Source organism: Bacteroides uniformis (assembly GCF_025147485.1).
GTDB classification, from domain to species: Bacteria; Bacteroidota; Bacteroidia; order Bacteroidales; family Bacteroidaceae; genus Bacteroides; species Bacteroides uniformis.
In genome coordinates this window covers 2,381,135-2,404,129 of sequence record NZ_CP102263.1, presented here as the reverse complement: position 1 = coordinate 2,404,129, position 22,995 = coordinate 2,381,135, and the positions used below count along the sequence as shown (strand labels likewise).

The 22,995-nt window shown below is 50.9% G+C and carries 26 protein-coding genes; 10 read left to right on the top strand and 16 right to left on the bottom strand.

Annotated features, from left to right (window positions below; translation table 11 throughout):
* Positions 1 to 221: 221 nt before the first annotated feature.
* From NQ510_RS09300 to NQ510_RS09275, 6 genes are read left to right on the top strand one after another with little or no spacing between them, the layout of a single operon-like run.
* A complete protein-coding gene (locus NQ510_RS09300; RefSeq protein ID WP_005636603.1) occupies positions 222 to 500 on the top strand; it encodes a hypothetical protein in 279 nt (92 codons plus the stop codon).
* The gene (locus tag NQ510_RS09295; RefSeq protein ID WP_005636601.1) at positions 487 to 1,308 is read left to right on the top strand and encodes a DUF4121 family protein; all 822 of its coding nucleotides are present in this window, start codon (positions 487 to 489) and stop codon (positions 1,306 to 1,308) included. Before NQ510_RS09300 ends, NQ510_RS09295 begins: the two co-directional genes overlap by 14 nt.
* Positions 1,295 to 2,035, top strand: coding sequence for an N-6 DNA methylase (locus NQ510_RS09290; RefSeq protein ID WP_005636600.1), 741 nt, complete (start codon positions 1,295 to 1,297; stop codon positions 2,033 to 2,035). The genes NQ510_RS09295 and NQ510_RS09290 overlap by 14 nt, the downstream gene beginning before the upstream one ends.
* Positions 2,036 to 2,067: 32 nt before the next feature.
* Entirely contained in the window at positions 2,068 to 3,303 is a 1,236-nt protein-coding gene (locus NQ510_RS09285; protein WP_005636598.1) for a hypothetical protein, read from the top strand.
* A gap of 12 nt (positions 3,304 to 3,315) precedes the next feature.
* Positions 3,316 to 4,197 carry a hypothetical protein gene (locus tag NQ510_RS09280; protein WP_005828711.1) on the top strand — a complete coding sequence of 294 codons (882 nt, stop codon included), beginning with the start codon at positions 3,316 to 3,318 and terminating at the stop codon, positions 4,195 to 4,197.
* Between the two features lie 28 nt (positions 4,198 to 4,225).
* A complete protein-coding gene (locus NQ510_RS09275) occupies positions 4,226 to 5,380 on the top strand; it encodes a hypothetical protein (protein WP_005828713.1) in 1,155 nt (384 codons plus the stop codon).
* A 68-nt stretch (positions 5,381 to 5,448) separates the two neighbouring features.
* Here the strand turns inward: NQ510_RS09275 and NQ510_RS09270 are convergent, their stop codons facing one another.
* The 13 genes from NQ510_RS09270 to NQ510_RS09210 form a co-directional block, all read right to left on the bottom strand.
* Positions 5,449 to 5,928, bottom strand: a complete 480-nt coding sequence (locus NQ510_RS09270; RefSeq protein ID WP_005828716.1) for a glycoside hydrolase family protein — start codon at positions 5,926 to 5,928, stop codon at positions 5,449 to 5,451.
* A complete protein-coding gene (locus NQ510_RS09265; protein ID WP_005828717.1) occupies positions 5,925 to 6,386 on the bottom strand; it encodes a DUF3872 domain-containing protein in 462 nt (153 codons plus the stop codon). Before NQ510_RS09265 ends, NQ510_RS09270 begins: the two co-directional genes overlap by 4 nt.
* A 21-nt stretch (positions 6,387 to 6,407) precedes the next feature.
* Positions 6,408 to 6,995: a conjugal transfer protein TraO gene (locus NQ510_RS09260; protein WP_005828719.1), complete on the bottom strand. Its 588-nt coding sequence runs from the start codon at positions 6,993 to 6,995 to the stop codon at positions 6,408 to 6,410.
* Positions 6,992 to 7,906: a conjugative transposon protein TraN gene (traN, locus tag NQ510_RS09255; RefSeq protein WP_005828721.1), complete on the bottom strand. Its 915-nt coding sequence runs from the start codon at positions 7,904 to 7,906 to the stop codon at positions 6,992 to 6,994. Before traN ends, NQ510_RS09260 begins: the two co-directional genes overlap by 4 nt.
* 49 nt (positions 7,907 to 7,955) lie before the next feature.
* Positions 7,956 to 9,263: a conjugative transposon protein TraM gene (gene traM, locus NQ510_RS09250; protein ID WP_005828723.1), complete on the bottom strand. Its 1,308-nt coding sequence runs from the start codon at positions 9,261 to 9,263 to the stop codon at positions 7,956 to 7,958.
* Positions 9,214 to 9,513, bottom strand: coding sequence for a TraL conjugative transposon family protein (locus NQ510_RS09245; protein ID WP_005828724.1), 300 nt, complete (start codon positions 9,511 to 9,513; stop codon positions 9,214 to 9,216). Before NQ510_RS09245 ends, traM begins: the two co-directional genes overlap by 50 nt.
* On the bottom strand, positions 9,510 to 10,133 hold the full coding sequence (traK, locus tag NQ510_RS09240; protein WP_005636947.1) for a conjugative transposon protein TraK: 624 nt from the start codon (positions 10,131 to 10,133) through the stop codon (positions 9,510 to 9,512). Before traK ends, NQ510_RS09245 begins: the two co-directional genes overlap by 4 nt.
* Before the next feature lie 122 nt (positions 10,134 to 10,255).
* Positions 10,256 to 11,269 (bottom strand): conjugative transposon protein TraJ, encoded by a 1,014-nt coding sequence (traJ, locus tag NQ510_RS09235; protein ID WP_005656893.1) that lies wholly within the window; start codon positions 11,267 to 11,269, stop codon positions 10,256 to 10,258.
* A gap of 2 nt (positions 11,270 to 11,271) precedes the next feature.
* A complete protein-coding gene (locus tag NQ510_RS09230) occupies positions 11,272 to 11,901 on the bottom strand; it encodes a DUF4141 domain-containing protein (protein ID WP_005656895.1) in 630 nt (209 codons plus the stop codon).
* Positions 11,898 to 12,254 carry a DUF3876 domain-containing protein gene (locus NQ510_RS09225; RefSeq protein WP_005636939.1) on the bottom strand — a complete coding sequence of 119 codons (357 nt, stop codon included), beginning with the start codon at positions 12,252 to 12,254 and terminating at the stop codon, positions 11,898 to 11,900. The genes NQ510_RS09230 and NQ510_RS09225 overlap by 4 nt, the downstream gene beginning before the upstream one ends.
* Positions 12,251 to 14,785, bottom strand: coding sequence for a TraG family conjugative transposon ATPase (locus NQ510_RS09220; protein ID WP_005828729.1), 2,535 nt, complete (start codon positions 14,783 to 14,785; stop codon positions 12,251 to 12,253). The genes NQ510_RS09225 and NQ510_RS09220 overlap by 4 nt, the downstream gene beginning before the upstream one ends.
* Entirely contained in the window at positions 14,782 to 15,108 is a 327-nt protein-coding gene (locus tag NQ510_RS09215; protein WP_005656899.1) for a DUF4133 domain-containing protein, read from the bottom strand. Before NQ510_RS09215 ends, NQ510_RS09220 begins: the two co-directional genes overlap by 4 nt.
* 5 nt (positions 15,109 to 15,113) lie before the next feature.
* Positions 15,114 to 15,500, bottom strand: coding sequence for a DUF4134 domain-containing protein (locus NQ510_RS09210; RefSeq protein WP_074668503.1), 387 nt, complete (start codon positions 15,498 to 15,500; stop codon positions 15,114 to 15,116).
* 556 nt (positions 15,501 to 16,056) lie between these two features.
* Between NQ510_RS09210 and NQ510_RS09205 the strand changes: the two genes are divergently transcribed.
* Both NQ510_RS09205 and NQ510_RS09200 read left to right on the top strand, forming a co-directional pair.
* A complete protein-coding gene (locus tag NQ510_RS09205; RefSeq protein WP_005828735.1) occupies positions 16,057 to 17,067 on the top strand; it encodes a hypothetical protein in 1,011 nt (336 codons plus the stop codon).
* 32 nt (positions 17,068 to 17,099) lie between these two features.
* Positions 17,100 to 18,239, top strand: a complete 1,140-nt coding sequence (locus NQ510_RS09200) for an AbiH family protein (RefSeq protein WP_005828737.1) — start codon at positions 17,100 to 17,102, stop codon at positions 18,237 to 18,239.
* Between the two features lie 466 nt (positions 18,240 to 18,705).
* Here NQ510_RS09200 and NQ510_RS09195 read toward each other — a convergent pair whose 3' ends face one another.
* The 3 genes from NQ510_RS09195 to NQ510_RS09185 are packed head-to-tail and all read right to left on the bottom strand — an operon-like array spanning position 18,706 to position 20,614.
* Positions 18,706 to 19,374, bottom strand: coding sequence for a DUF4122 family protein (locus tag NQ510_RS09195; RefSeq protein ID WP_005828739.1), 669 nt, complete (start codon positions 19,372 to 19,374; stop codon positions 18,706 to 18,708).
* Entirely contained in the window at positions 19,362 to 19,811 is a 450-nt protein-coding gene (locus NQ510_RS09190; protein ID WP_005828741.1) for a DUF3408 domain-containing protein, read from the bottom strand. The genes NQ510_RS09195 and NQ510_RS09190 overlap by 13 nt, the downstream gene beginning before the upstream one ends.
* Before the next feature lie 8 nt (positions 19,812 to 19,819).
* The gene (locus NQ510_RS09185) at positions 19,820 to 20,614 is read right to left on the bottom strand and encodes a ParA family protein (RefSeq protein ID WP_005828742.1); all 795 of its coding nucleotides are present in this window, start codon (positions 20,612 to 20,614) and stop codon (positions 19,820 to 19,822) included.
* A gap of 724 nt (positions 20,615 to 21,338) precedes the next feature.
* On the opposite strand from NQ510_RS09185, the gene mobA reads away from it, so the two are divergent.
* Positions 21,339 to 21,761: a conjugal transfer protein MobA gene (gene mobA, locus NQ510_RS09180; protein ID WP_005840900.1), complete on the top strand. Its 423-nt coding sequence runs from the start codon at positions 21,339 to 21,341 to the stop codon at positions 21,759 to 21,761.
* Positions 21,746 to 22,993: a conjugal transfer protein MobB gene (mobB, locus tag NQ510_RS09175; protein WP_005828750.1), complete on the top strand. Its 1,248-nt coding sequence runs from the start codon at positions 21,746 to 21,748 to the stop codon at positions 22,991 to 22,993. Before mobA ends, mobB begins: the two co-directional genes overlap by 16 nt.
* Positions 22,994 to 22,995 lie beyond the last annotated feature (2 nt).

The following is a 22,995-nucleotide window of genomic DNA, read 5'->3' as shown; positions in this document are numbered from 1 at the left end:
CTTTTTCATTTCTTGCTGTAAAGATAGCCGTTTCCCGGGCTGATTGCGCAAGGCGGCCCCTTTCAGGGGCTGGGTTGGCTGAAAGAAAATCATCCTCGCTTCGCTCCGGTATTTTCTTTCGCCAAGCCTTGTCGCAATCCCCGGCAAACAGGCCGGAAAGACACCAAGAAATAAAAATGCCTACCCATGTAGGCCGATGTTTTACTTAAAAAAGAACGGATATGGAAACACTGGATTATAACCGGCTGCTGCTTGTCTCTCTGTGGCAATACAACCACCATGGGGATGAAGGGCTGACTCCCGCACTTTTCGAGGAAACGTTCGGAAAGGTCTATGGAAGTCACTGCTACGAAAAATGGACCGGCTACTTCAATCAGAATCTCTGGGACATGATTGCCTATTTCAGAAGCGAGAAGGAGAACGGACAGAAGTTCTGTGATATGGTTGCCCGCCAGGTCAAATTGTACCAACAAAAACGCTCTCAATATGAAGTACGGTAATTTTTATGATTTGGAAAGCCTGACTCTGCTCAACAGGCATGAAGGGTGTGCCTGTTCCATAAAGGAGTGCGACGTGGAGAAGGTGAACCGGCTGATTTCAAGGATGCGGGAGGACAGGGAAAGAGTCAGTTTACCGACCGCAGGGGATGTCGTCACTTATACTACCCGTGGCGGTGACTATTATCCGCAGGCACACATTGAAAGGGGCGATGACCGGGAAGTCCATATTTGCCTTCTCCCACAGACACCTTTCTGCCATGAAAATGAAAAGTGTACCGGTTACAATACGGAAGGAGGCCCTTGGGTTATAACCGGTCCGGAATTGCTGCTTCCCGATGGCATACGCAGCAAACAGTTCCGGATGTGGGGGCATACCGGAAGGCACAGGAACGGTGCCGTCCTCTTCCACACATTCGTCAGGGCATGGAAATACACGGAACCCGATCCTCTGTACGGAAAGTACACCACAAAAGAATGGACGAGATACATCATCGAGTGTCAGCCGGATATTGAACCGGCTGATGCCTTTATCTATCGGAATGAGTCATTCACCCTTTACTCGCGGGAAGAACTGGAGCGGCTGGTCGGGATTCTGCACGGAGAACTTTTCAACGGATTCCGTCCCGGTCTGTTCATACTCTGGGCATACCGTATGGAATGGAAGGAACTTCCCACATGGGAATGGAACATGCTGAAAGCGGAAACGCACCTCTTTTTCCTTGGCGTCTCCCCCGTCAAGATACGGACAGACCATAACGGACATACAGTAACCTTCTATAAAAAAACAGAACAATATGACACGCTATGAGACATCCCCAGAAGTCCGGCCACTTGAAAAGACAATCTGTGAGTTTGCAGGCTTGAACGGGTACGATCCGATGAACGTGTTCACAGATTTCCTGCGTTACGTCATACACGGATTCTCACCGGGCGCTCCTCCGCTGAAAGACTGGAGGTACAAGCGGCAGCAGAATGCCGCATTCATGAAAATGTTTGCGGAATGGGTGCGGCTCATGCAGAAGCAGCTGGAGGCCGCATCCTGGTATGACGCGTTAGGAGACCTTTTCATGGCGCTCAGTTCCAGAAAGGGACAACAGGCGCAAGGGCAGTTCTTCACTCCCGTACATATCTGCGACCTGATGGTAATGTGTACGGAAACGGACGGAAAAAAGACCGGGCAGAGGATAAACGACCCTACCTGCGGAAGTGGGCGTCTCCTGCTGGCATATCATGTACGCCACCTGGGTAATTATCTTGTCGCGGAAGATGTCAACCGTACCTGTTGCCTGATGACCATATGCAATATGCTCATTCACGGCTGCGTGGGGGAAGTCATCCACCATGACAGCCTCTGCACCGAAAACTTCATGGACGGCTGGATGGTAAACCATACACTGACCCAGACGGGCATTCCTTCCATTCGCCGGATGAGCGAGGAGGAATATCGGACAAGCAGGAACATGTCCGTTGACCTGCTCAGAAAGCGGAAAGAGAAATTGCGCCAAATGCAGCCGGACAAGAAACAATTGCCATAAAAACATGGCAGAATTTATAAACAATAAAACGAATGATTATGAAACTGAATGTTAGCAATGAATTGAAATCCCGCCTGGTGCATGCGGCGGAAAACGGAAGTGTGATAGCCAAAGACATCCTTTCGGAAGTAAAAAAGAACGTACCGGTGGAAGAGATCATACGCGGTACCTACAACTGCTTCTCCACCAAGCGCAAGCGGACGGAAGCGGGCACGTTCAAGAAAATCCGAATCGTGTTCACGGCCTGCAGCAAGGATCTGGCCCATCCCAGTTTCCCGGACCGGAACAACCCGCAGGCACCCTGGTTCCCGGAGAACCGGACAGACCTGGAACCCTCCACGTTTGTGGAACTGTTCAAGAACCTGCCCAAGTACTCACCCGACGAAATCAATTATTTCTGTAGTTCTCTCTCATTGGACAGCAAAGTCACGGTCAGGCTGCATGAAAGCATGAACGACTTCATGGAAGCCTATCTGGAAAGCAACTACAGCCCCATCTCCGACAGTGACACATCCAGCCTGCACAGTTCCTGTATGCGGTATGAGGACAAGGCACGCAACGCCGCTGACTTCTATACCAACTTCGCCGGCGCTAAAATCCTTGTGGCAAGGGACGAGAGCAACAACATACTCGGACGGGCTGTCGTATGGAACGAGGTAACATTGTGGAAATCAATAAACACACCGATTGCCGCCTCCCTGCTGGACCGCATCTATTCCTCACACGCATTCGTCGCCGAACTGATCCGCAAGCAGGCGCAGGAGGCGGGCATCCTGTTGCGACGCAGATACAACGATTATACACATACAACGGATTTCACCGTACTGAATCCCATTGAGGGGCAGGAATGGGCGGCCGGAGACAATATACAGGTTTCATTGACGGTGAAAGTGCCCGCCTGCAGGTGGCACAAGAAAGGGGTGCCTTACCTCGACACGTTCTACAGCCTCCATCTGACGGACGGTAACCTGGAACTGAGAAATACGGAGGGCGACACGAGCATAGCCACCTGCCGGAGCACGGAAGGGCGCGCAAACAGGAGAAAATATGTATGTCCCAAATGCGGAAAGATACATTCCTTTCCGGATACGGCATTCTGCAAGAATTGTCAGGACATGTTCTATATATCCACCGTATTCGGAAAAGTACTGAAAGGCACGTCCGCGGAATACAAGGGAAAGAAATATCCGTCCTTCCTCTTCAAGAAGGGACGTCCCGTACCGGAGTTCAGACGGTACCTGCAAATCGAAAAGTTGTTCATCTCCTGAAAAGTCAGTATCATGGAAAAATTAATGGCTCTTTACAACATCTCCTCCCCCTCCGGCAAGGAGGGGAAGATGGCCGGGTTCATCATCGGGGAACTCAGGCGGATGGGTATTCCTTTCCGGCAAGACCGGCACGGAAACATCTACGCGGTCAAAGGCAACCGGAAAAGCTACCCCTGTGTCGTGGCGCACATGGACGAGGTACACCGGCGCAAGACAGGCACCTATGCAGCCCATCTTGTGGCGGACTCGATGATTGTCGGCTATGACCGCAAGCGTAAACGGATGGCCGGAATCGGCGCGGATGACAAGAACGGCATCTGGATCTGCCTGAAATGCCTGGAGGATTTCAAGGCGGTGAAATGCGCCTTCTTCGTACAGGAGGAGATAGGATGCATAGGCAGCGGCCATGCCGACATGTCCTTCTTTTCCGACTGCCGTTTCGTCATCCAGTGCGACCGGAAAGGGAACGGGGACATGGTGACACAAATCAACGGAATGAGGCTCTGCTCCAATGAGTTCATTTCGGCAGTAGATCCCCGGAGGTACGGTTACAAGCCTGCACAGGGGCTGGCTACGGATGTGGCGGCATTGAAAAGGAACGGGCTGGAAGTATCCTGCGTCAATCTCTCCTGCGGATATTATGAACCTCATACGGACAACGAGTACACCATCCTGGCGGATCTTTGCAAGTGCTACCGGTTTGTCCGGCACATCATCTGTTGCCATAAGGAAACCAGCACGCATATACCGGAAACGGAAAGAAAACCCTTCCCCGGATATTATGAACTGTTCGGAACGGCCGGATATAGCGAAAAGGATTATATCCGTCTGTCAGAAGAGTACAGATCTGAATTTACTAAAACAAGCAGGACAAGCCATAAGAACAAATTGTAATTTATCAACGACTTTAAAAACAAGAAATATGGAAGCAACAGTCATGCCGGCCACTGCACCGGTACAGAAACAGCAGGGACTCAACCAGGTAGTCATCAACAAGGTACGGCGAATGATAGAAGGCAGGCAGGGGGATGTCATGGACACCATCAACCGTCTGCTCAGTGAGGGACGGATCGCGCAGGATTTCATCGCTCCCATCGGGGTAAGCCAACGTAGCAAGGAACGCCCCGTTATCTCTTTCAAAGCGGAAGGAAGGGTACAGATGGCAATGCCCGAAGGGAACTTCAACCTGCACGGCAACGCCATAAGCCAGATTTCGGAGAAGATGGGCATTCCCGCCAAATACCTGCGCGAGCTTTCCGCCGGGGATGTTTGGCAGAAACAGTTGTGCGCCACCATCCTGAACGAGCATTCGGGATGGACCGAGCGTACACGGGTACTGATACGGGCGGTAGGAATGGAAGTCCGGGGCGTATTGTCGGACTCCTACCGTCGGCTGAACTCGGTGGATATCCTGACCGCTTTCATCCGTGAGGCGGGAGGACAGGGGGCGGTCGTGTCCGATGCCTATATGAACGACACGAAAGTATGGTGTGAGACAATCCTGCCCACTCCGATAGAGATACCCACCCGTAAGAACGGAACGGTCATCATCTTCGCAGGAGCACGCTTCTCCACATCCGACTATGGCAACGGATCGGTGGACATGCGGTCGTTCCTGCTCAACGGGGCGTGCCTGAACGGGATGGTCAGGGAGTCCGTCATGCGGCAGATACACCTTGGAGGCCGACTGCCGGAATCCCTGTCCCTCTCCCAAAAGACCTACGAACTGGACACGCAGACCACCGTATCGGCTGTTTCCGACCTGACCAAAGGACTGTACAGCAAAGACACCATCATGCAGAAGGCCATCGAAATTCAAGGAGCATCGGAAATTGACGTGGATTTCGACAAGGAACTGAAGAATCTGGTGCAGAAAGGAGCCTTGTTGAAAAACGAAGGACGCGAGGTGGAAAAACTGCTGATGAACAACAATCCTGACGACGGAGTGACAGGCGGGGCCACGCTCTGGAAACTGACACAGGGAATCACCGCCTTTGCAAGGGAACAGCAGCCGGAACGCTGCCGGGAACTGCATGAAATATCGGGGCAGCTGATGAACCGGGTAAAGGTAAATTAAGAGTGGCTAAGACTAAAGCCGTGAACGGCGATGGCAAGCGTCCGTTCACGGCTTTGCATAATTTCAATCTACGGTATATAGAACAGTTCAAACTCCTCTTTTCTTCTTCTCTCTATGCCTGGAATGACTTTCCCCCGATAACAGCGGAACGATACATATTCCCTGTAAATATCCCGGTTGCCGCTGTCCAGTTTCTGAATCAGTCTGCTTTTAGGTATTTTGCCGTTTCCGATCAGACGGTAACAGCCTACATTAAAGCCTAACAGACTTAAAAGAAGCGAGTCTTTTCCATATTTACGGAATACGTTCAGGCACCGTTCAAGGTCGCATCTCAAAAGTGAGTCCGCCTGTGCCTCACTCAGGTTCTCGGTCAGCTTCTCATGGGGGAGCAGGCGGTGTCCGTAACCGATGTAAGGCATTTTCCCCCGGTGCCAGCCTTCCCACCGCTTGATGCAGGCTACCGCCTTATCCTTGTCAGACGGGGGATTTTCCGCCTTGCCATACAGAACAAGTGACAGAAAAATCATAATAACCGGTATTCTTTTCATGCGGCCTCCGTATTATTGTCTTCCTCCTCCGCATCCTTTCCATTGAAATCATATGTCAACTGTTGCAGATTTCCCCAATTGTCTTCAAAATAGAGGTCTATGGTCTGTGATTCCTTGCCGCTCTGCGAGGTATAGTAAAGACGGAATTTCCATTCGTTCAGCAAATAACGGTCATTGGGTTTCAGTACCGTTCCGTCCTCCATCTTCAGACTGCCCTTTCCGTCGGGCTGGAAATACCTCAGCGTATAGACAGTTCCGGAAAAGTTTCCTTCCGGCTTGATTTCCAGACGGATTTCCACCGTCTCACCGTTTACGATTTCGTCCGCCACCGGCATGGACTCCACCGTGAACGGGTATTCTTGTCTGATATCCAGCTCATTGTCACAGGCGACAAGGGCAAGAAAGGAAAATACCATGCAACAGGCTGTCATCATAAAATCAAGGATTCTTCTTTTCATGGGTATATGTTCTTTTTAAGGTTAGAAAATGTATTTGACTCCGGCTCCATACTGGAAATGGCAGCGGCCGGAAGCGCCACCCCATACAAAACGTTCACGCAGGCGTATCAGCAGGGCTATCCTGTCCGACAGGTATCCCTCCGCTTCCAGTGTCACCGCGCCTCCATAGATGAAGGACTCATACTTGCGCAAGGAAGCTCCGTCATCCAACAGGCGGTTTCCGTTGTTCACGGCCTCGTAGCCCAGCAAGGCGGAAGCGCCGAGGTTCAGAAAGAAAGACTTGCCGGATGTGGAAAGGATTGTATGATAATAACCGCCTTCCCCTGTATATTGCGACAGTGGGACATACGTGTTCCGGTAAGGGTTATTACGTTGTAGCATCTCACAGCCAAACACCCACTGGTTCCCTTTCTTTGTGTAAGTGGCAACAGCCAGCGAAAAGGCGTAGCCCGCATCATGGCGGTCTGCCCGGCTGTAAAAGCCGTCGGCCATTTCAGCGGTAAAGCGGACGGATTTCATCCCCGGCAGCCGGCGCTGGGCTTCCGCCTGCCCCGTAAAGAGGGCAAGCAGGAGGATAATAAAGATGAAGTTTCTTTTCATGGCACTCATCTTACTTTCAGTTCATTGACAGTCTCGGCGCGTACAAGGTCTTCGTTCTCCACCTCAAACGACTGATGGCGGCCACCCTGTTTCTCGTACATCTCCACGACCAGCTTCTTGCCGTCGGGGATGGTGAACTTGGGCAGGGCGAACACCGTCCGCTCGTTCTTCTTCCCGTCCACACGGGTCACATAGTTGAAGGCACGCAGCGGATAGATAACCTGCTCCTGCATGGCGGTACGCTTCACGATTTTCTTGTCTACAATCTTGAAAGTTACGAAGTCCACATCGAAAGGCACGTGCGTGGCGTTCTTCACCTCGGTATGGAAATAGAGCAGCTCGCCGTGTGCGTAAAGCCCCTTGAGCAGGTATTGAACCCCGAACCGCTTGCTGCCGATGTGCTTGACCTTGCGTTTGTCCTGCCCATACACGGATTTCATGATCAGCCGTACCAGACGGGGCGACTCCCCGGCGAGTTCCTGCAAGTAGATTTCCATCGCATTGTTCGGACGGTTAACCGACTCCCCGTCATGGATGAAGTCGCACATCTCCACGTTCAGCAGCAACGGCTCGTCGGCATACTTGACGTTGAATGTGTAAAAGTTGCCGTCCTCGGTTATCACGCTCATATTGGTTTCACTGCGGAAATGTTTCCGGGTCGCCTTCACACGGATGACGTTTTCCGCACCGTCCGCCTTGCCCGCTATCAGGTTGGGGGAACCCAAATCCACGTATCTTACGGGAGAGGGGAAAATTATATGTACAGTCTTGTCATACGTGATTTCCAGACCATGCGGGGGAATCATTTGGCTGAAGCCGATCTTGCGGCTCAATCCCTCGTAATAATCCCCGCTGCCTTGCTGCGCGTATGCAGCCACTGCGCCCATAATCAGGGCAAACATCATCAGAATCTTCTTCATGTGCGTTCTTGATTGGTTGGTGAATAAATGGTTGGTTTCTTTTCTCTTTTCATTTTTCGGGAGAGTGCAGCAACAGCCGGTGTCCGGCTTTTAGGGTGATTTTCACCGCACGCATTTTCTTTTCCACATATTGCGACACGCCCTGTATTACCCCCTTGCCCACGTCCGAGGCAATCTGCGCCCCGGCATCCGTCGAGATGTTGATGCTGCTCCCCATTGAGGCGCCCATACCCGCGGCTATCTCACGCGCCGCATCATACTCCATCGAGTTCGGCACGAGGATTCCCCGCTGTCCGTCGGCATCATATACCTCCAGTTCCACAGGAAACAGCGTGCCCTTGTATTCCACCGTCTCTACAAGGATGTCCATCCGCTCCCCCTGGATGCGTGTACCGCCGGTCAATACCATCCCTTGGGGAATGAGCCGGTCGTCCACCGCCATCGGCTCCAGTAACCGGATGCGCAACACCTGCCCGTCCGATACGGTCTGCGTGCCGTGTACACAGGCGGCGATGGTATTCCTGCCGGAAGGGAGTGTCCTGCCTATAGGGGTGTGGAAACCGGTATTCCTCTCTCCCGCAAATTCGGCGATGAAATCCTCATTGCCCATAGGTTGTGCAAGCGATGACACCACCTGATTCCGTACCTGTTTCACCGGGCGGACGGCTGTCCTGTCTTTCCGGTCGCTCCGGCCATTCACGGCAGCCGGGGCATCCGGTTGCTTCCCGTTGTACCGGGCGGCCAGCTCGTAAGACTTTTCCAGCAGTGCCATCTTTTCTTCCAGGGTCTGTCCTTCCGGCTGTCCTTCCGCCGGTCTCTTTTCTTTTTCCAGTTCCTCTATACGGCGGAGCAGATCGGCATTTTGTTGGTTTTCATTCCGGGTATATACAGCACCCAGCGAGCGGTTCATATTCCGGTAGGCTTCCGCAGAGGAATGGACGGAGCCGGGGGATTTCCCCGTTTCCGGTTCCGGCGGAAGTTCCGTGTTGGCTTTTCCTGCGGTAAGGCCGGCAGTATCCTGACTGTCCTTGTTGAGCAGCTTGGACATCTCCTGGAAGGTTCCCCTGCGCCATTTTTCCTTTTTAGCCAGTGCTTCCTGCTCGTAGGCGCTTACCTTGTCGCCCTCCATTTCCGAATCTTTCGGCGAGGGCATCTCTACGTTGAATCCCTTGCCCTTTTCCTTTTCCGCCTTCTCCTTTTCCGACGGGCTGAATACCAGCAGGAGAAATCCGGCGCACAGCAGGCAGAAGAACGGATAGACAATATACCTCGCGCGTCGGCGCTTCTCTTCGGGAGTCAGCGGCTTGTCACTCGACAGCCCCAGCCGTTCCCTGATTTTCTGAAAGTCCATTTTCATGTTTCTGGATGTTTGAATGAATGGTTGTTGTTTCCGGCCGTAACATGACGGGCCGGATATGCCCGGTTTTCATGTCGCCCTTCCGTTCCCCCAAACGGGACACGGAAGAGACAACCGAGTACAGGCAGGCTGCCGTGAACAGAAGCGAGACGACACTTGTCAAGACAATGCGCTGCTTCCCGGTCAGCCGGCGGCAGAACAGCCAGATACGGCTGTCCGCACGTTTTAAGACGGCAGGTTTCCCTCTCATCGTTCCACACTCCTTATATCCCTGTTCTCCAGTATGGTGAACTGCTCGATGATGAACCCGTTGGGATTGTCGTCCGAACGCCCCGTATTCTGGAGCGAACAGGAGGTGACAAGGCTTCGCTCGGTCACGTTGCTCTCACGGATGATCAGCTGCCGGGCATATGTACGCGCCTTGTAGGGATAGGCGGCAAAGTCGCACACCACGCTGTCCACGTGTACCACCTGGTTGATGTTGCCCGAAATCAGCCGGTTGTAATATCCCTTTTCGGCAAAGTCCACATAGTAGTGATAGGCGCTCTTGTCCGCCAGCTGCAGGGCACGGCCTATATTGTGCTCGATCGCGTCCTTCTGCGGGGAGAGCGAGAAGAACAGCTCGTGAAAACGCCGGACGTGTTCCCGCGCCTCGGCGGGGCGGTTCTGTGAAAGATCCTGCGAGAGGGCGAGCATCAGCGACTTGCCCTTATCCAGCACATAGATCTTTTCCCGTTGCTTCTCGGCGAAACGGTACGAGCTCCACAACGCATAGCCGGTAATGAGCGCACAGCAGCCGGTAAAGACAGCCAGCATCAACCGGATACGCCTGAAGCTGCTCTCAATGTTGGTCAATGACTTGAATTCCATTTAGCGAATGATTGGTTTGAATGAATAAATAAATGTTCCGGTATGACCGGGCGGCTCCTTCCGACAAGTCGCCAACCCGGTAATCCAAGTTGCCGACTCACGGAAACGGGTTGCCATAGAGCCTATTTGCCCCGCAGCCTTCCCCCGATATTCCCCAGTACGGCACCGCCCGTCCCGGCAGCGAAACCGCCCGCTTTCGTGGCCGTGCGGTTCAGGTTACGGCTGAAGTTTCCGGCTCCGCCCGCCTGTACGATCCAGCCCGCCACCGTCGGGACGGTGAAGTACCCGATAATCCCTATCAGCATGAATATGATATAGACGCTATTTGAGTTGTCTATCGAGTAGTCGGGGTTGTTCTGTAATTCCAGAATGTCATTTTGGAGCATCAGCACCTGGAGCTTGGCGAGCAGGGTGCTGAACAGGTCGCTGACCGGAAGCCAAAGGTAGACGGATATGTACCTCGTGAACCACTGCCCGAGCGTGGACTGGAAACCGTCCCATACGCTGAAGGCGAACGCCACCGGTCCCAGTATGGAGAGCACGACAAGGAAAAAGGTCCTCACGGTGTCTATCAGCAGCGATGCCGCCGCGAATATCAGTTCCAGCAGGCTGCGGAAGGCGTCACGGATTTTCTTCTCCAGATTGTACATCCCCACCTCCACGTACATGCCCAGGCGGGAGGCGGTATCTATGGTTGACCAGCCCAGCTCATCCAGCTGACGGTCGAATTCCTCGTCGCTCACCAGGTAGGCGGTTTCGGGATTGCGCAGCATGGCCTCCCTTTCCAGTTCCTCCTTCTGCGCCCTGTACTGTTCCATATCCAGCGTCTGCCCCTCAAGCATCTTGTGCGTACCCTGTACTATCGGGCTGAGCACGGTGTTCAGCGTGCCGAGCACCAGCGTGGGGAAAAGCAGGATGCAGATGCCGATGGCGAAGGGACGCAGCAGGGGATAGACATCTATCGGTTCGGCACGGGCCATCGACTGCCACACGCGGACGGCGACATAGAACAGGGCACCCAGCCCGGCAAGTCCCTTTCCCACGTCCATCATGTCCTTGCAAAGGGGCTGCATATCGTCATACAGGGTCGCCAGTATGGTATGCAGGTTGGCAAAATCTATCGACAACGGCATCATGGCTACCAGTATTTGGAGGTTTCATTCCCGTAAAGCCGCATCACCCGGTCCAGGTCGTTCTTCTTTCTGGCACGGAGATAGCTCACGGCGATGTTCTTGTTCGTGTAATAGCTCACCAGGTTGCGGTAGCGGCGCATCTCATAGTAGCAGCGGTCCACCACGTCCATGCGGTCCTTGTCGGTCATGGAGAGCGTGCTCACGTTGATGACCTGCCTGAGATCCTGCAGCACGCCGTTGCTCTCCTCCAGCAGGCGGGTGTAGCCGAAGGCGATGGCGTCCAGCTCGCGGGGCGAGAAGTTCCCGTCGTTCATCATCTTGCCGAAGTTCGTTACATAGATGTCGGACACGTCGCCCACCATCAGGATGATGTCGCGCACCTTGCGGGCGTCCTGTATCAGGTCGTTCACCGCCTTTAACTGGTCGTAATACTTCTTGGCCTGCTCGTAAATCTTCACCGTCTCCGCAAAGCTGTCGGCCGTATTGACCGCCGTTTTCGAGGTATGGGCGATGTTGTCCGACATGTTGATGATGCTTTGGGCAAGGTTGCCGGGATCGGTCACCACCCACTGGGCATTGGCGCCGGTGCCGCACAGGGCGAGTACCGTTCCGATCAGGAGTGACTTCGCTTTCATGGGCGTTCCTCCTTCCGCACATAGTCACCGTTCGGGGAGAAGGTCAGCACGTCGGCGGCCTCGTTGTAGGAGATGTCGATGCGGTGCCCCGTGTTGATGAACAGGTTCCCGTTCTCCTCAACCAGCAGGTAGGTCTGAGGCCTGAGACGGCGCATCTTTCCGCTACGGGCGAACACCGTCACCTTGTAGGCTTCCCCTTCCTTATATACCAACACGTCCGGCTTGCCTTCCACGCTGCTCCACGAGCCGCAGAGCTTGTCACGGTCGGTGCCGCTCTCCGAGCAGCCTTGCAATACCATGGCGGCCATACCGATCAGGCACACCGCCAGTCTCATAAGGGATTTGTTTCTCATTGTTCTCTTTTTGGGGTTGATACTTGTCTTTGTTCCTCTCGTTTTCTCTCTGCCATCCGGCGGATGGCAAGTTCCAGGTTGCCGTCCAGCTCCTCGGCAAGCCGTTGCACTTCCAGTTTCTCGGACTCTTCCGTCGTGAACGTGAAATACTCTTCCGCGCTCACTTCCGTAGCATAGACCGCCGAACGGGTGCCGCCAAGCCCTATCCAGACTTCACGGTAAAAACGTCCGGGATGGTTCGCCTGGTTGATGGAGAGTATCTGGCTTTTCTCTTTCTCCGTCAGGCCGAGCAGCCGCTGGATATGCTCGAACTTGTTCATGTATTTCCGCTGGTCCAGAAGGATCTTGCAGTCGGAGTTGTTGATGATGGCCTCCTTCACAATCGGGGAGCTGATGATGTCGTCCACCTCCTGGGTCACCACAACGGCCTCACCGAAATATTTACGGACGGTCTTGAACAAATATTGGATATAGCCGCTCATGTTGGCGGACATAAGGGCTTTCCAACACTCCTCTATCAATATTACCTTGCGGATTCCTTTCAGACGGCGCATCTTGGCGATGAAGGTCTCCATGATGATCAGCGTCACCACAGGCAGCAGCACCTTGTTGCCGCTGATGTTGTCCAGCTCGAACACGATGAACCGCCTGTTTGTCAGGTCCAGTTCCCTGTCGGAGTTCAGCAGGAAGTCGTAGTCGCCACCCTTGTAGAAAGGCTCCAGCACGTTCAGGAAACCGTCGATGTCGAAATCCTTCTCGCGTACCTTCTTTTCCGCTATCATCCGGCGGTAGTCACCGTCCACGAACTCGTAGAAGCCGTTGAAGTCCGGCCTTGCCTCCCGATTCCCGGTAATTTTACGGATATAGGCGTTCACCGCTCCCGAGAGCGCCACCTCTTCCGAACGTTTCGGCGCCTCGTCCTCCCGTTTCCACAAGGTCAGTATCAGAGTCTTGATGCTCTCGCGCTTTTCCACATCGAACTGTCCGGAATCGGTGTAGAACGGGTTGAAGGATATCGGATTGTCCTCCTCATACGTGATGTAGATGCCGTCCCCGCCGCGTGTGCGGTCGTGGATCATCCGGCACAACCCCTGATAGCTGTTGCCCGTGTCCACCAGCAGGATATGCGCTCCCTGCTCGTAATAGTTGCGCACCAGATGGTTGGTGAAAAAGGACTTGCCGCTGCCGCTTGGTCCCAGGATAAATTTGTTGCGGTTGGTGATGATGCCCCGTTTCATCGGAAGGTCGGAAATGTCCACGTGCACCGGAATGCCGTTCTGCCGGTCCGCCATGCGGATGCCGAACGGACTGGGAGAACTTCTGTAATTGGTCTCCCCGGCAAAGAGGCAGACCGCCTGCTCCAGGAACGTGTAGAATGACTCTTCGGCAGGAAAGTCGCCCGCATTGCCCGGAATGCCCGCCCAGTAAAGCACCGGGGTGTCGACGGTGTTGTAACGGGGGGTGCATTCCATCATGGCAAGCTGGCTGCCCGTGTCGTTCCTGATACGGCGGAACTCCTCCGCATCCTCCGCCCAGGCGATGACATTGCAGTGGCATCTGACGGGAAGCACTCCCTTGGTATGCGCCTCGTCCAGATACATCTCCGTCCATTCCTGGTTCACGGCATTGCTCCGGCTGTACCGTGACAGAGAGAGCATGTTGCGCGAGTTCTTCTCCATCATCTGCAGGATTTCCTGCGCGTTGTCGATGAACACGTACTGCGAGTAGATGTGGTTGCAGGAGAGCAGCAGCCCCACGGGTGCGGCGAAGGAAAGGCGGCAGTCGCTCCTGTCGGTGGACATACGCTCGTAGCGCATGTCGGTGGAGAGCTTGCCCGGCAGGTCTTCCGTATCCGAAAGTGTGTGCAGGCAGAGCCGCTTGTCCCCGATACGCATCCGTCCGGGCTTGAGGCAGATGTCCTGCAGCACGGCGGTCCCGTCCTCCATCGAGAGGGAGAGGTATTTCTCCACCAGCCCGGGATGTTCCTTCGTGCCGGTAATCTCCTCCGTTTCCAGGCGGCGCAGCCGGATATGGGCGGAGTCGTTCACGATATGCTCGAACTGCTCCACCGCTTCCAGAAAGCGGGCCGCCATGTCCTTGTCGGTAATCTCCCTGGGCAGCAGGAATCCCCGGCAGAGGGTGCTGAAGTCACTTTGCCGGCGGTTGCGCTCACGGGTGGTCTTTGTCAGATACAGGTAACAGCGGTGGTTCAGGTACGGCCTCTCGTTGAAGTGCCGCTCATAGCTGCGCGAGAGGAAGCTCTGTTCCTCCCCGCCGTTTTGGGGACGGTAGCTCTCCTTCGTGAACCAGTCCTGCTTGCAGACGATGCTGTGCTCGGGCAGTACCCTGGCGGCCTTTATCCAGGTGGAGTGCATGGCCTCATACTCTTCCGCCGTCACCGTGTACAGCTCGGGAAGCTCCACCTCGAAGGCCACGGTCAGGTCGGCGTCCTTGCTCACGATGCAGCCGTTCTCCACCGAGAGCAGGGGGAACTTGCGTTCCAGCGTTTCCGCTTTCAATACATTTCTCATGATTGTCGTTTTTTTCTTTTTGCAAATAATCTGAAAACTCTCTTGCGGTGGATCAGGTAGCGCGGATGGCGTTTCTCCGCCAGCAGCTTCATAAGACCGTGTTCGCCGTAGCGGGCGTTCAGCCGGAACACCGCCCATGCCAGCAGACCGCCGGATACGGTCCCGAAAGGGATGCATATCCATTGGTCCACGCCTGCCAGGTAAAGGATGACTACCGCCAGGAGCACCGTCACCAGACCGCCCGCGAAGACGAACAGGTATTGTGACTTGAGCCCCTTGAACTCGACGGGATTGCCCGCCCCCTTGTTTACAGAATACTCCATACCGCTTAGAGGAAGAAGGAACGCAGGATGGTGGCGGCTACAATCAGAAAGATGCAGGCAAAGAACCAGCTGGCGGCGGTTTTCGAGGTGTCGGGATCACCGCTGGAGAACTTGCCGTAGGTCTTGATGCCGCCCACCAGGCCGAGCACCGCACCGATGGCATAGCACAGTTTGGTGGCGGGATCGAAATACGAGGTCATGAGGCTGGTCGCCTCGTTGATACCGGCAAGGCCCTGGCCTTGGCCCTGCGCGAAAGCACCGGCGGCAATCGCCGCGCACATCACTGAAAAAAGGATTCTTCTCTTCATTGTCGAATCGTTTGGGTAAGACATAAATTTGAATTCGACGGCGAAGATAAAAAGGGATAATACGCTGTTATTCAGAGGTGTCATCAGATGTCGCCAGATGTCATCAGATGTCATCCAACAAGTGCTTTTGCGCGTCTCTACAGAGATTTTCAACACTGTTTTACGTCATTGCGGAGACGCTTACCTCAAGCATAATACATGATTAATTGATGATTTTGGCACAAACATGGATTGTTCAAACGGTTACATGTTTTTCTGTACCATTTATATAATTGCCATACAAAAGCCAGCAAATTCCATAAAGTTGATTTCTTGTCAAAAACGACTATTATTGATATTGGATTAAAATAGCTATATTTGCATATCAAACGCAGTTTTATGGCCAATGTAAACAGGTTAAAAATAGTATATCATGTAGTAGTGTATAAAGAGAGTAACAATATCACACCTTGATAAGGCATTTTTAAGTAATATATCTGTTTATATTCAAGAACAGCCAAACAGAGAACAATAACTTTCATACTTATAAGTATGAACAATGAAATTATTGTGCCTGAAACAAAACGAACAAAATATGAGGCCGTAAAATAAAGCATGATGCAACAATTGCTTACGGGCAAAATATTTAATCAGTTAGTGTATGAAGAAAAAACTTAAAGATTTGTATTGCCAACGCCCTCATGTCGTGATAGTTGGAGCTGGTGCTTCAAGAGCGGTCATGGGAAAATCTTGCCCGACGATGAATGAAGCCATTGAACAGGTTGGGTTAGATAGGATCCTTGAAGGATTTATGTTAGAAACGAAAAGCAAGAATCTTGAAGATATATATAGTGAGCTGTTTAGACGTGGTGATGAGTGTAAAAACGCACGGATAGCAATGGAAAAAAAACTTTATGAATATTTTTCAAATGTGCAGCTTCCATCCTTCTTGACCATCTACGACCTTTTGATTCTTTCGCTCACAGAAAAAGACTGCATTGTATCCTTCAACTGGGATAGTCTGCTTATCCAAGCATATAACAGAGTGGCAAAGATTACCTGGAACAGACCAAAGATTCTGTTCTTGCATGGAAATGTGGGGGCTGGTGTGTGCAAAGACTGTATGACCTTTGGTCTTATACAAAACTATTGCAGAAAGTGTGGCAAACCATACAACGCTGTTCCTTTGCTGTATCCTGTAGAACAAAAGGATTACAACAGCGACAGCTTTATCCGTGACCAATGGAGTGTTGCAAAGTACTACATATCGAAAGCAGGCAAGGTAACAATCTTTGGGTATAGCGCACTTTCTTCTGATAAGGAGGCAAGTGAAATACTTAAAGCTGCGTTCTCTAAACATGATGGTGTTCATAGATTGGATGCAGTGGAAATAATTGAACGTCCCGGATTCAACGCGAATGAAATATCAGAAACTTGGCAGTATTTCTTTTCATTGACCAATTACCATTCTGACATTGTGGACTCCTTTTATAATAGCTACTTGGCGCAGGCACCTCGCCGTACCTTGCAATACCAATACCAACAATTCATTAGAGGATGGTGGGGACAACCAAAGATACACTTCTCAAAACAAGATACTTTTGAGTCGGTGGAAACGCTTTTAAAGCCACTTCTTGTAAATGAAGAGCAAGGAGATTATTCTATAATTTAAGTCAATAACACTAACATCATCATTACAACCGAATGAATAGACTTGTTATCATAGGAAACGGATTTGACATGGCACATGGCTTTAAAACAAGTTATATGGATTTTATCAACTGGTATTGGGACCAACGAGTGTATACTTTTTCCGGTAATACTACAAATGTATCAGAAGATTGCCTTTGCCGTTTGGTTATCAAAGATAATGTAGGCATTAATTGCTGGAATGTTTTTGTCTTCAACAACTCATGTTTTTTTAAGGATATCTATCGTAAAGAAAGATACTCAGGAAGCGAAGTTATTCAGTATATCAAGGACCAACCAAACATTTTTTCTATTGAATGTTGCCCTTTTTTTAAAACTATTCTGCAATCAATAGAAACCAAAGGATGGGTGGATATTGAAAACGACTATTACCAACTGTTGAAAGTTGGCATGGATAGCCCTGGTTGTAATTATACAATCAGTGAGTTGAATGAACAATTTGCATTCCTTCAAGAAAAATTAATTGAATACCTCCATACAATAGAAACAGACAATGTAAGGAATGACCTTCAAAATGCAATAATTGACTTCTTTGATCCTGCTGATTTCTCAACAGAAGGAAAAAAGAAAGCTCTGGATAACATTGGGCTGGATATATCCAGCCTTGCAGATGTTGAATACAATTATGGAGAACGCGATAAACTTATCCCTAAACGTATCATGTTGCTGAGTTTCAACTATACAAAAACAGCTAAGATGTATGGTAACTTTAATATTACCCACAATTATATTCATGGCGAATTAGAAAAACCTGAAAATATAATTTTTGGCTATGGGGATGAACTTGACAAAAGTTACCAGTCTATTCTTGATATGAATGACAATGAGTTACTTAGATATGTCAAATCCGTTAAATATTTAGAAACAAGACATTATCATGATTTGCTCGAATTTCTTTTAGCTGCACCTTTTCAAGTTTTGATAATGGGGCATTCTTGCGGAAATTCAGACCGAACATTACTAAATACCGTCTTTGAACATGAAAACTGTGTTTCCATAAAGCCGTTTTATCATAAATGGGAAGATGGCAGAGATAATTACTTGGAACTTGTTCAAAATATTTCCCGAAACTTTACTAATATGAAGTTATTCAGAGATAGAGTTGTGAACAAGGAGCAATGCAAAACCATGTAATGGAACACTAAATTTAAATGTGATTTTTTCTATGATATCTTGTTATGCACATAAAGTACGACAAAAATATTGTGCAAAAGGAAGCAGGGAAACGGATTTTCATCCATTAGAAAAAGTAAGGAGCTGGCTTGGTAAGCAGCTCCTTACTTTTTTATAGTCGTTTATAGGTCTCTTATAAAGAAATTTCATTTAATAAATTGAGTTATAGTTTTTCCTGTCAGCAAATCAGGATAATTTCATTCTTTTACTTTTGAATCGTAAGCAACAGTGAGGAAGTATCCGATTTTCTGAGTTGTCCCCGTGATTTCTATGTTTTGAGTGTTTGTTCCTTTCTATGACCCTTAACAAAAGACAAACTTCAACCTTTTTCATAGATTATAGAAAAATACAAAGTTGGGTACATAATGAATATCCTATATATAATATTCAACAATATGGAATTTTGTGGCATAATAGCATATTACTTTCAGACCAGCTTCCTCCAGTCTGCGACAGGTTTGGAAACGTTCCTCTCTTTTTTTAAAGGCAGAGCATTCCCTTCCTCATCCACATACCTTTCCATCAGCTCCTCTATCAGTTTCTTGTTCTCCACCTGGGAGGAGAACAGCTCGAACATGTCCGTTTCCCGGATGGCACGCAGTGTCATGGCGGCCCGGTATGATTTGTCCTCATCCGAACCGGCACCGTCCAGATTAAGCAGCACGTCACCTACATTGAGCAGGTCGGCAGGAGTGACTGCCGGAACAATGGCTTCCGCCTCGGGAGAACGGCTGTCCAGCTCCTCCTGTTCGTCTTTCAGCATTCTCATCTCCTCCAAAGGCAGTTTGCATTCCACTTCATCTTCCGGAATATCCTCATCCTTGCCGATAAGGTCGCTTCCCATTTCCAGTTGCTGGCTCATGTAAGGGGCAACGGTCTTTCCGGCATTCTCATCCAGATAGACAAAACGGGTGGCCCCCATCACATCTGCCGCATTTTCCGGATTCCGGTGGTGGCCCTTCTCCATTTCCGGTTTCTTACGGGGAGTATAAAGCAGATCGCATATCTTACCTATTCTCTTTTTCTGCTCCCATACCTTATATAATAGATAAGCGGTACAGCCGAGCCGTATTGACAAATAAACTATTTCTTCCATTCTATCGGTTTTTGTGTGGCTTCCTGATTATATATCTCATTGATGATGTCCTGGTACCTTTCCAGATGGTCTGACAGGACGCTGCTTAGAAACATCGGGACGGACATGTCCGGCGCAATGACCGGCAGCACCCTGGCAACCGCCCTATACAGGGAATCGTGGATATAGGTCTGCCTTCTGGTACCCGTCAGCTTTGCTTCCAGAAAACGCAGCCGGTATTCATCGGCACCTGATGCCTCATCCGGAAATTTTCTTGTTTGCTGTTTTGGGGAATCGGCAGAGGTTTTCTTCTCCTGTCTCTCCCGGGAAAGGGAGGGCTTTATTTCCGGAGTCTCAGCCGGAGCTGCTGTTTCCTCCAATGCCGTGACATCCCCCGCCATCATACGCTTCAGGGCATCCTCGTCCACCCGGTAATCCGTTCTTCTCTTGGTAGCCATGATGATTCCTATTTAAGTTTCAGTATGGTTTCCATCTCCGCAACCAGCAGATCCAGATTGCTGCCTTTCAGTGCGGCGGCTGATGGAGGGAACAAGGTGCTGCGGAACAGGGACCCCTTCATCCCGGAATCTTTGTTGTAGCGTTCCGCACTGGGAATGACGGTCTCCAGCACCGGCAGTTTCAGAGAGCGGAAAATTTCGGTATAGCCGTTATACAGCCCTTTGGACACCCGTTTGTCCATCCGGTTCCAGAACATATGGATGCCACGCAAGGGTACGTCCGCATGCCGGTGCATGTATTCCCTGATGGCAAGGACAAAAGACATGCTGCTCCGCATTACCATCCTTTCCTGTGTAATCGGAGTGAATACATAGTCCATATTGATTACGGACTGGAAGACACCGGGCACATTCACGGTACCGGGGAGGTCAAAAAGGACAAGGTCATAGTCCAGCTCCGACTTTTCGAGAAAGCGGCCGGCCGTCTCCCTGGCTTCCTCCGGGGTGGAGTTCAGGATGCTGTAGGCTTTCCTGCCGCTTGTTCCGAACTGTTCCACCAGCAGGTTTTGCAGATGCACGTTCTTTTCAATGTTCCCCACTTCCCAGTCCCGCATGGCACTGATGCTGTGCTGTGGATAATCACAATCCACCACAAGTACGTTATATCCGTTCAGGTAATGGAAATAACTGGCGAGCAACACGGTGAACGTGGATTTTCCCACACCGCCTTTCTGATTGCTCAAAGCGACAAATAAAGGTTCTCTCTTCATAGGCTTGAATTTAGAGTGTATGACTTGTTTCATATCTGTCTGGATTTTTTCGTTTCATCACACGGCAATGCATCCGTTGGTATATGGCAATGACGCATTGCTTGCCTGTTTGCATGAATACATTGCATACCATATCGCATCAGTGTAATGCCGGTTGCCGGAGGGTGTTGCCGTATAAGGTGCATTGCATTCATGCAATATGGAGTTCAATGTACCCCATACTGCATTGCACGGATGCAATGTGTCCCGTCATGCAGGACTGCCATGCGGCATATATGGCATTGCGCATACATGGATGATACCGCATTCGCGTCATGCACCACCTGTGGCAGGCAAGCAATACACCTTACAGGACAATGTTCCAATGTATGCCCTCATGCACTGTGCCAAAAGTAGCGGCTATTTTTGAAACTTCCGCCAACATTTCCCCTACCTGACATCAGATGTCGTCAGATGTCATCAAATGTCATATCAAGCACTGTTTACCAATCGGTTATCACTGTCTAATTTTGCAAAACCGGAATCAGACAATGGAAAGGAACTGACTTCGCCGGACCACAGCACGCCGTGAACGTCGCGCAGCAATCCGACGAAGGAGGATTCTCTGTTCAAGCGAACAGAGCAAGTTGTGTCCTTGTCCGACAAAAAGTCTTTTGTCCGACAAGAACCAACTTGCCCGCCCAGAGGGGCGGGGGAATCCGCTCCAAAGTCGCGGATTCTGGAAGAGAAAAAAGTACAAACCAAAAATCTCATGTGTATGGAGAAAACAACAGGGACAAGGACGGGCAGAAAGCCTAAAAATGATCCGGCGGACCACAAGTACAGTTTCCGCCTGAACGCCGAGGAGAACACAAGATTTGAAAAGTTGCTGGCGGATTCAGGAGCCGGCAACCTCACGCTGTTCATCAAGAAATCCATCTTCTCGGGACAGATAAAGGTCGTGAAAATAGACAAGGCGACGATGGACTATTACATCAGGCTGACAGAATTCCACAAACAGTTCCAGGCTGTCGGCAACAACTACAACCAGGTCGTCCGTGCCTTGAAGAACAATTTCGGGGAGAAACGGGCGATGGCATTGCTCTATAAGTTGGAAAGATTGAGTCTTGAGCTGATGCTCATCTGCAAAAAGGTCATGGCGCTAACCCAGGAATACGAGCGGAAATGGTTGCAAAAATAAGCCATGGCATGAGTCTTTACGGAGCGCTTGCTTATAACTACGAGAAGGTAGCGGCTGGTACGGCTGAGATTCTTTCCGGTAACCGTATGATTTCCGACCGGCTCGGATTGCCAAGCGAGGACATGCGCTTGGCATTGCTCTCTTTTGAGAATTACCTGCTGGCAAACCGCAATACGGAGAAGCCCGTCCTGCACATTTCCCTTTCCCCAGCACCGGAAGACCGGCTGACCGACGGGCGGCTGGCAGAACTGGCGGAACGTTATATGCAGAAGATGGGGTATGGGAATCAGCCTTACATCACCTACAAACATGCCGATACACACAATACCCATATCCATATTGTCAGTGTCTGTGTGGATGAACAGGGGAAAAAGATCAGCGATGCCTACGAGCATCGGCGTTCCATGACCGCCTGTCGGGAGCTGGAAGTGGATTTCGGTCTGCGAAACGGAGCGGATGCGGAAAAGCGGAATCCAAAAGCGGAACTAAGAAAGGTGGACGCTTCCTTGGGAGATGTCCGCCATCAGGTAGGTAATACCCTTAAAGCCGTATTGGAAAGCTACCGTTTCCAAACCTTCGGGGAATACAATGCGCTGCTTTCCACGCTCAACATCGAGGCGAAACAGGTCAGGGGAGAATACAACGGTACCCCATATACCAGTATTGTATATTCGGTCACGGATGATACCGGCAAGGTTGTCAGCCCACCGTTCAAAAGTTCCCGATTTGGGAAACGCTTCGGAAATGAACAGTTGGAAAAGCGGATGCTGATAAATCTGAAAGCTCTCAAAGATGGGAAATGGGCCCCCTCCATACAGGCGGACATCGTTCGTGCCTTGCGGCAGGCGGATTCACAGAAACGGTTTGTGGAACTGCTCGGGCAAAGGCGTATTGATGTGGTTTTCCGCAAGAATGAGCGGGGACGTATCTATGGTGTCACCTTTATTGATCACAACCATCGGGAGGTGTTCAACGGCTCACGCATGGGCAAGGTGTTTTCTGCCAATGTGTTCAACGACTATTTCAAATGGTTGGAAAACATACCCGAAAAGGAACGGGACGGACATTCCGCTACAGAACTTTGGCAGCATCACCGTCACGAATCCTCTAGCACGCTCGAACTGGCGGCAGGCATTTTTTCCTTGGAAACCAATCCGCGGGATTACGAGGAGGAAGCCTTTGCACGCCGCATGAAGAAAAAAAAGAAGACCGGACGCAAGCGTGGCATTTAGAC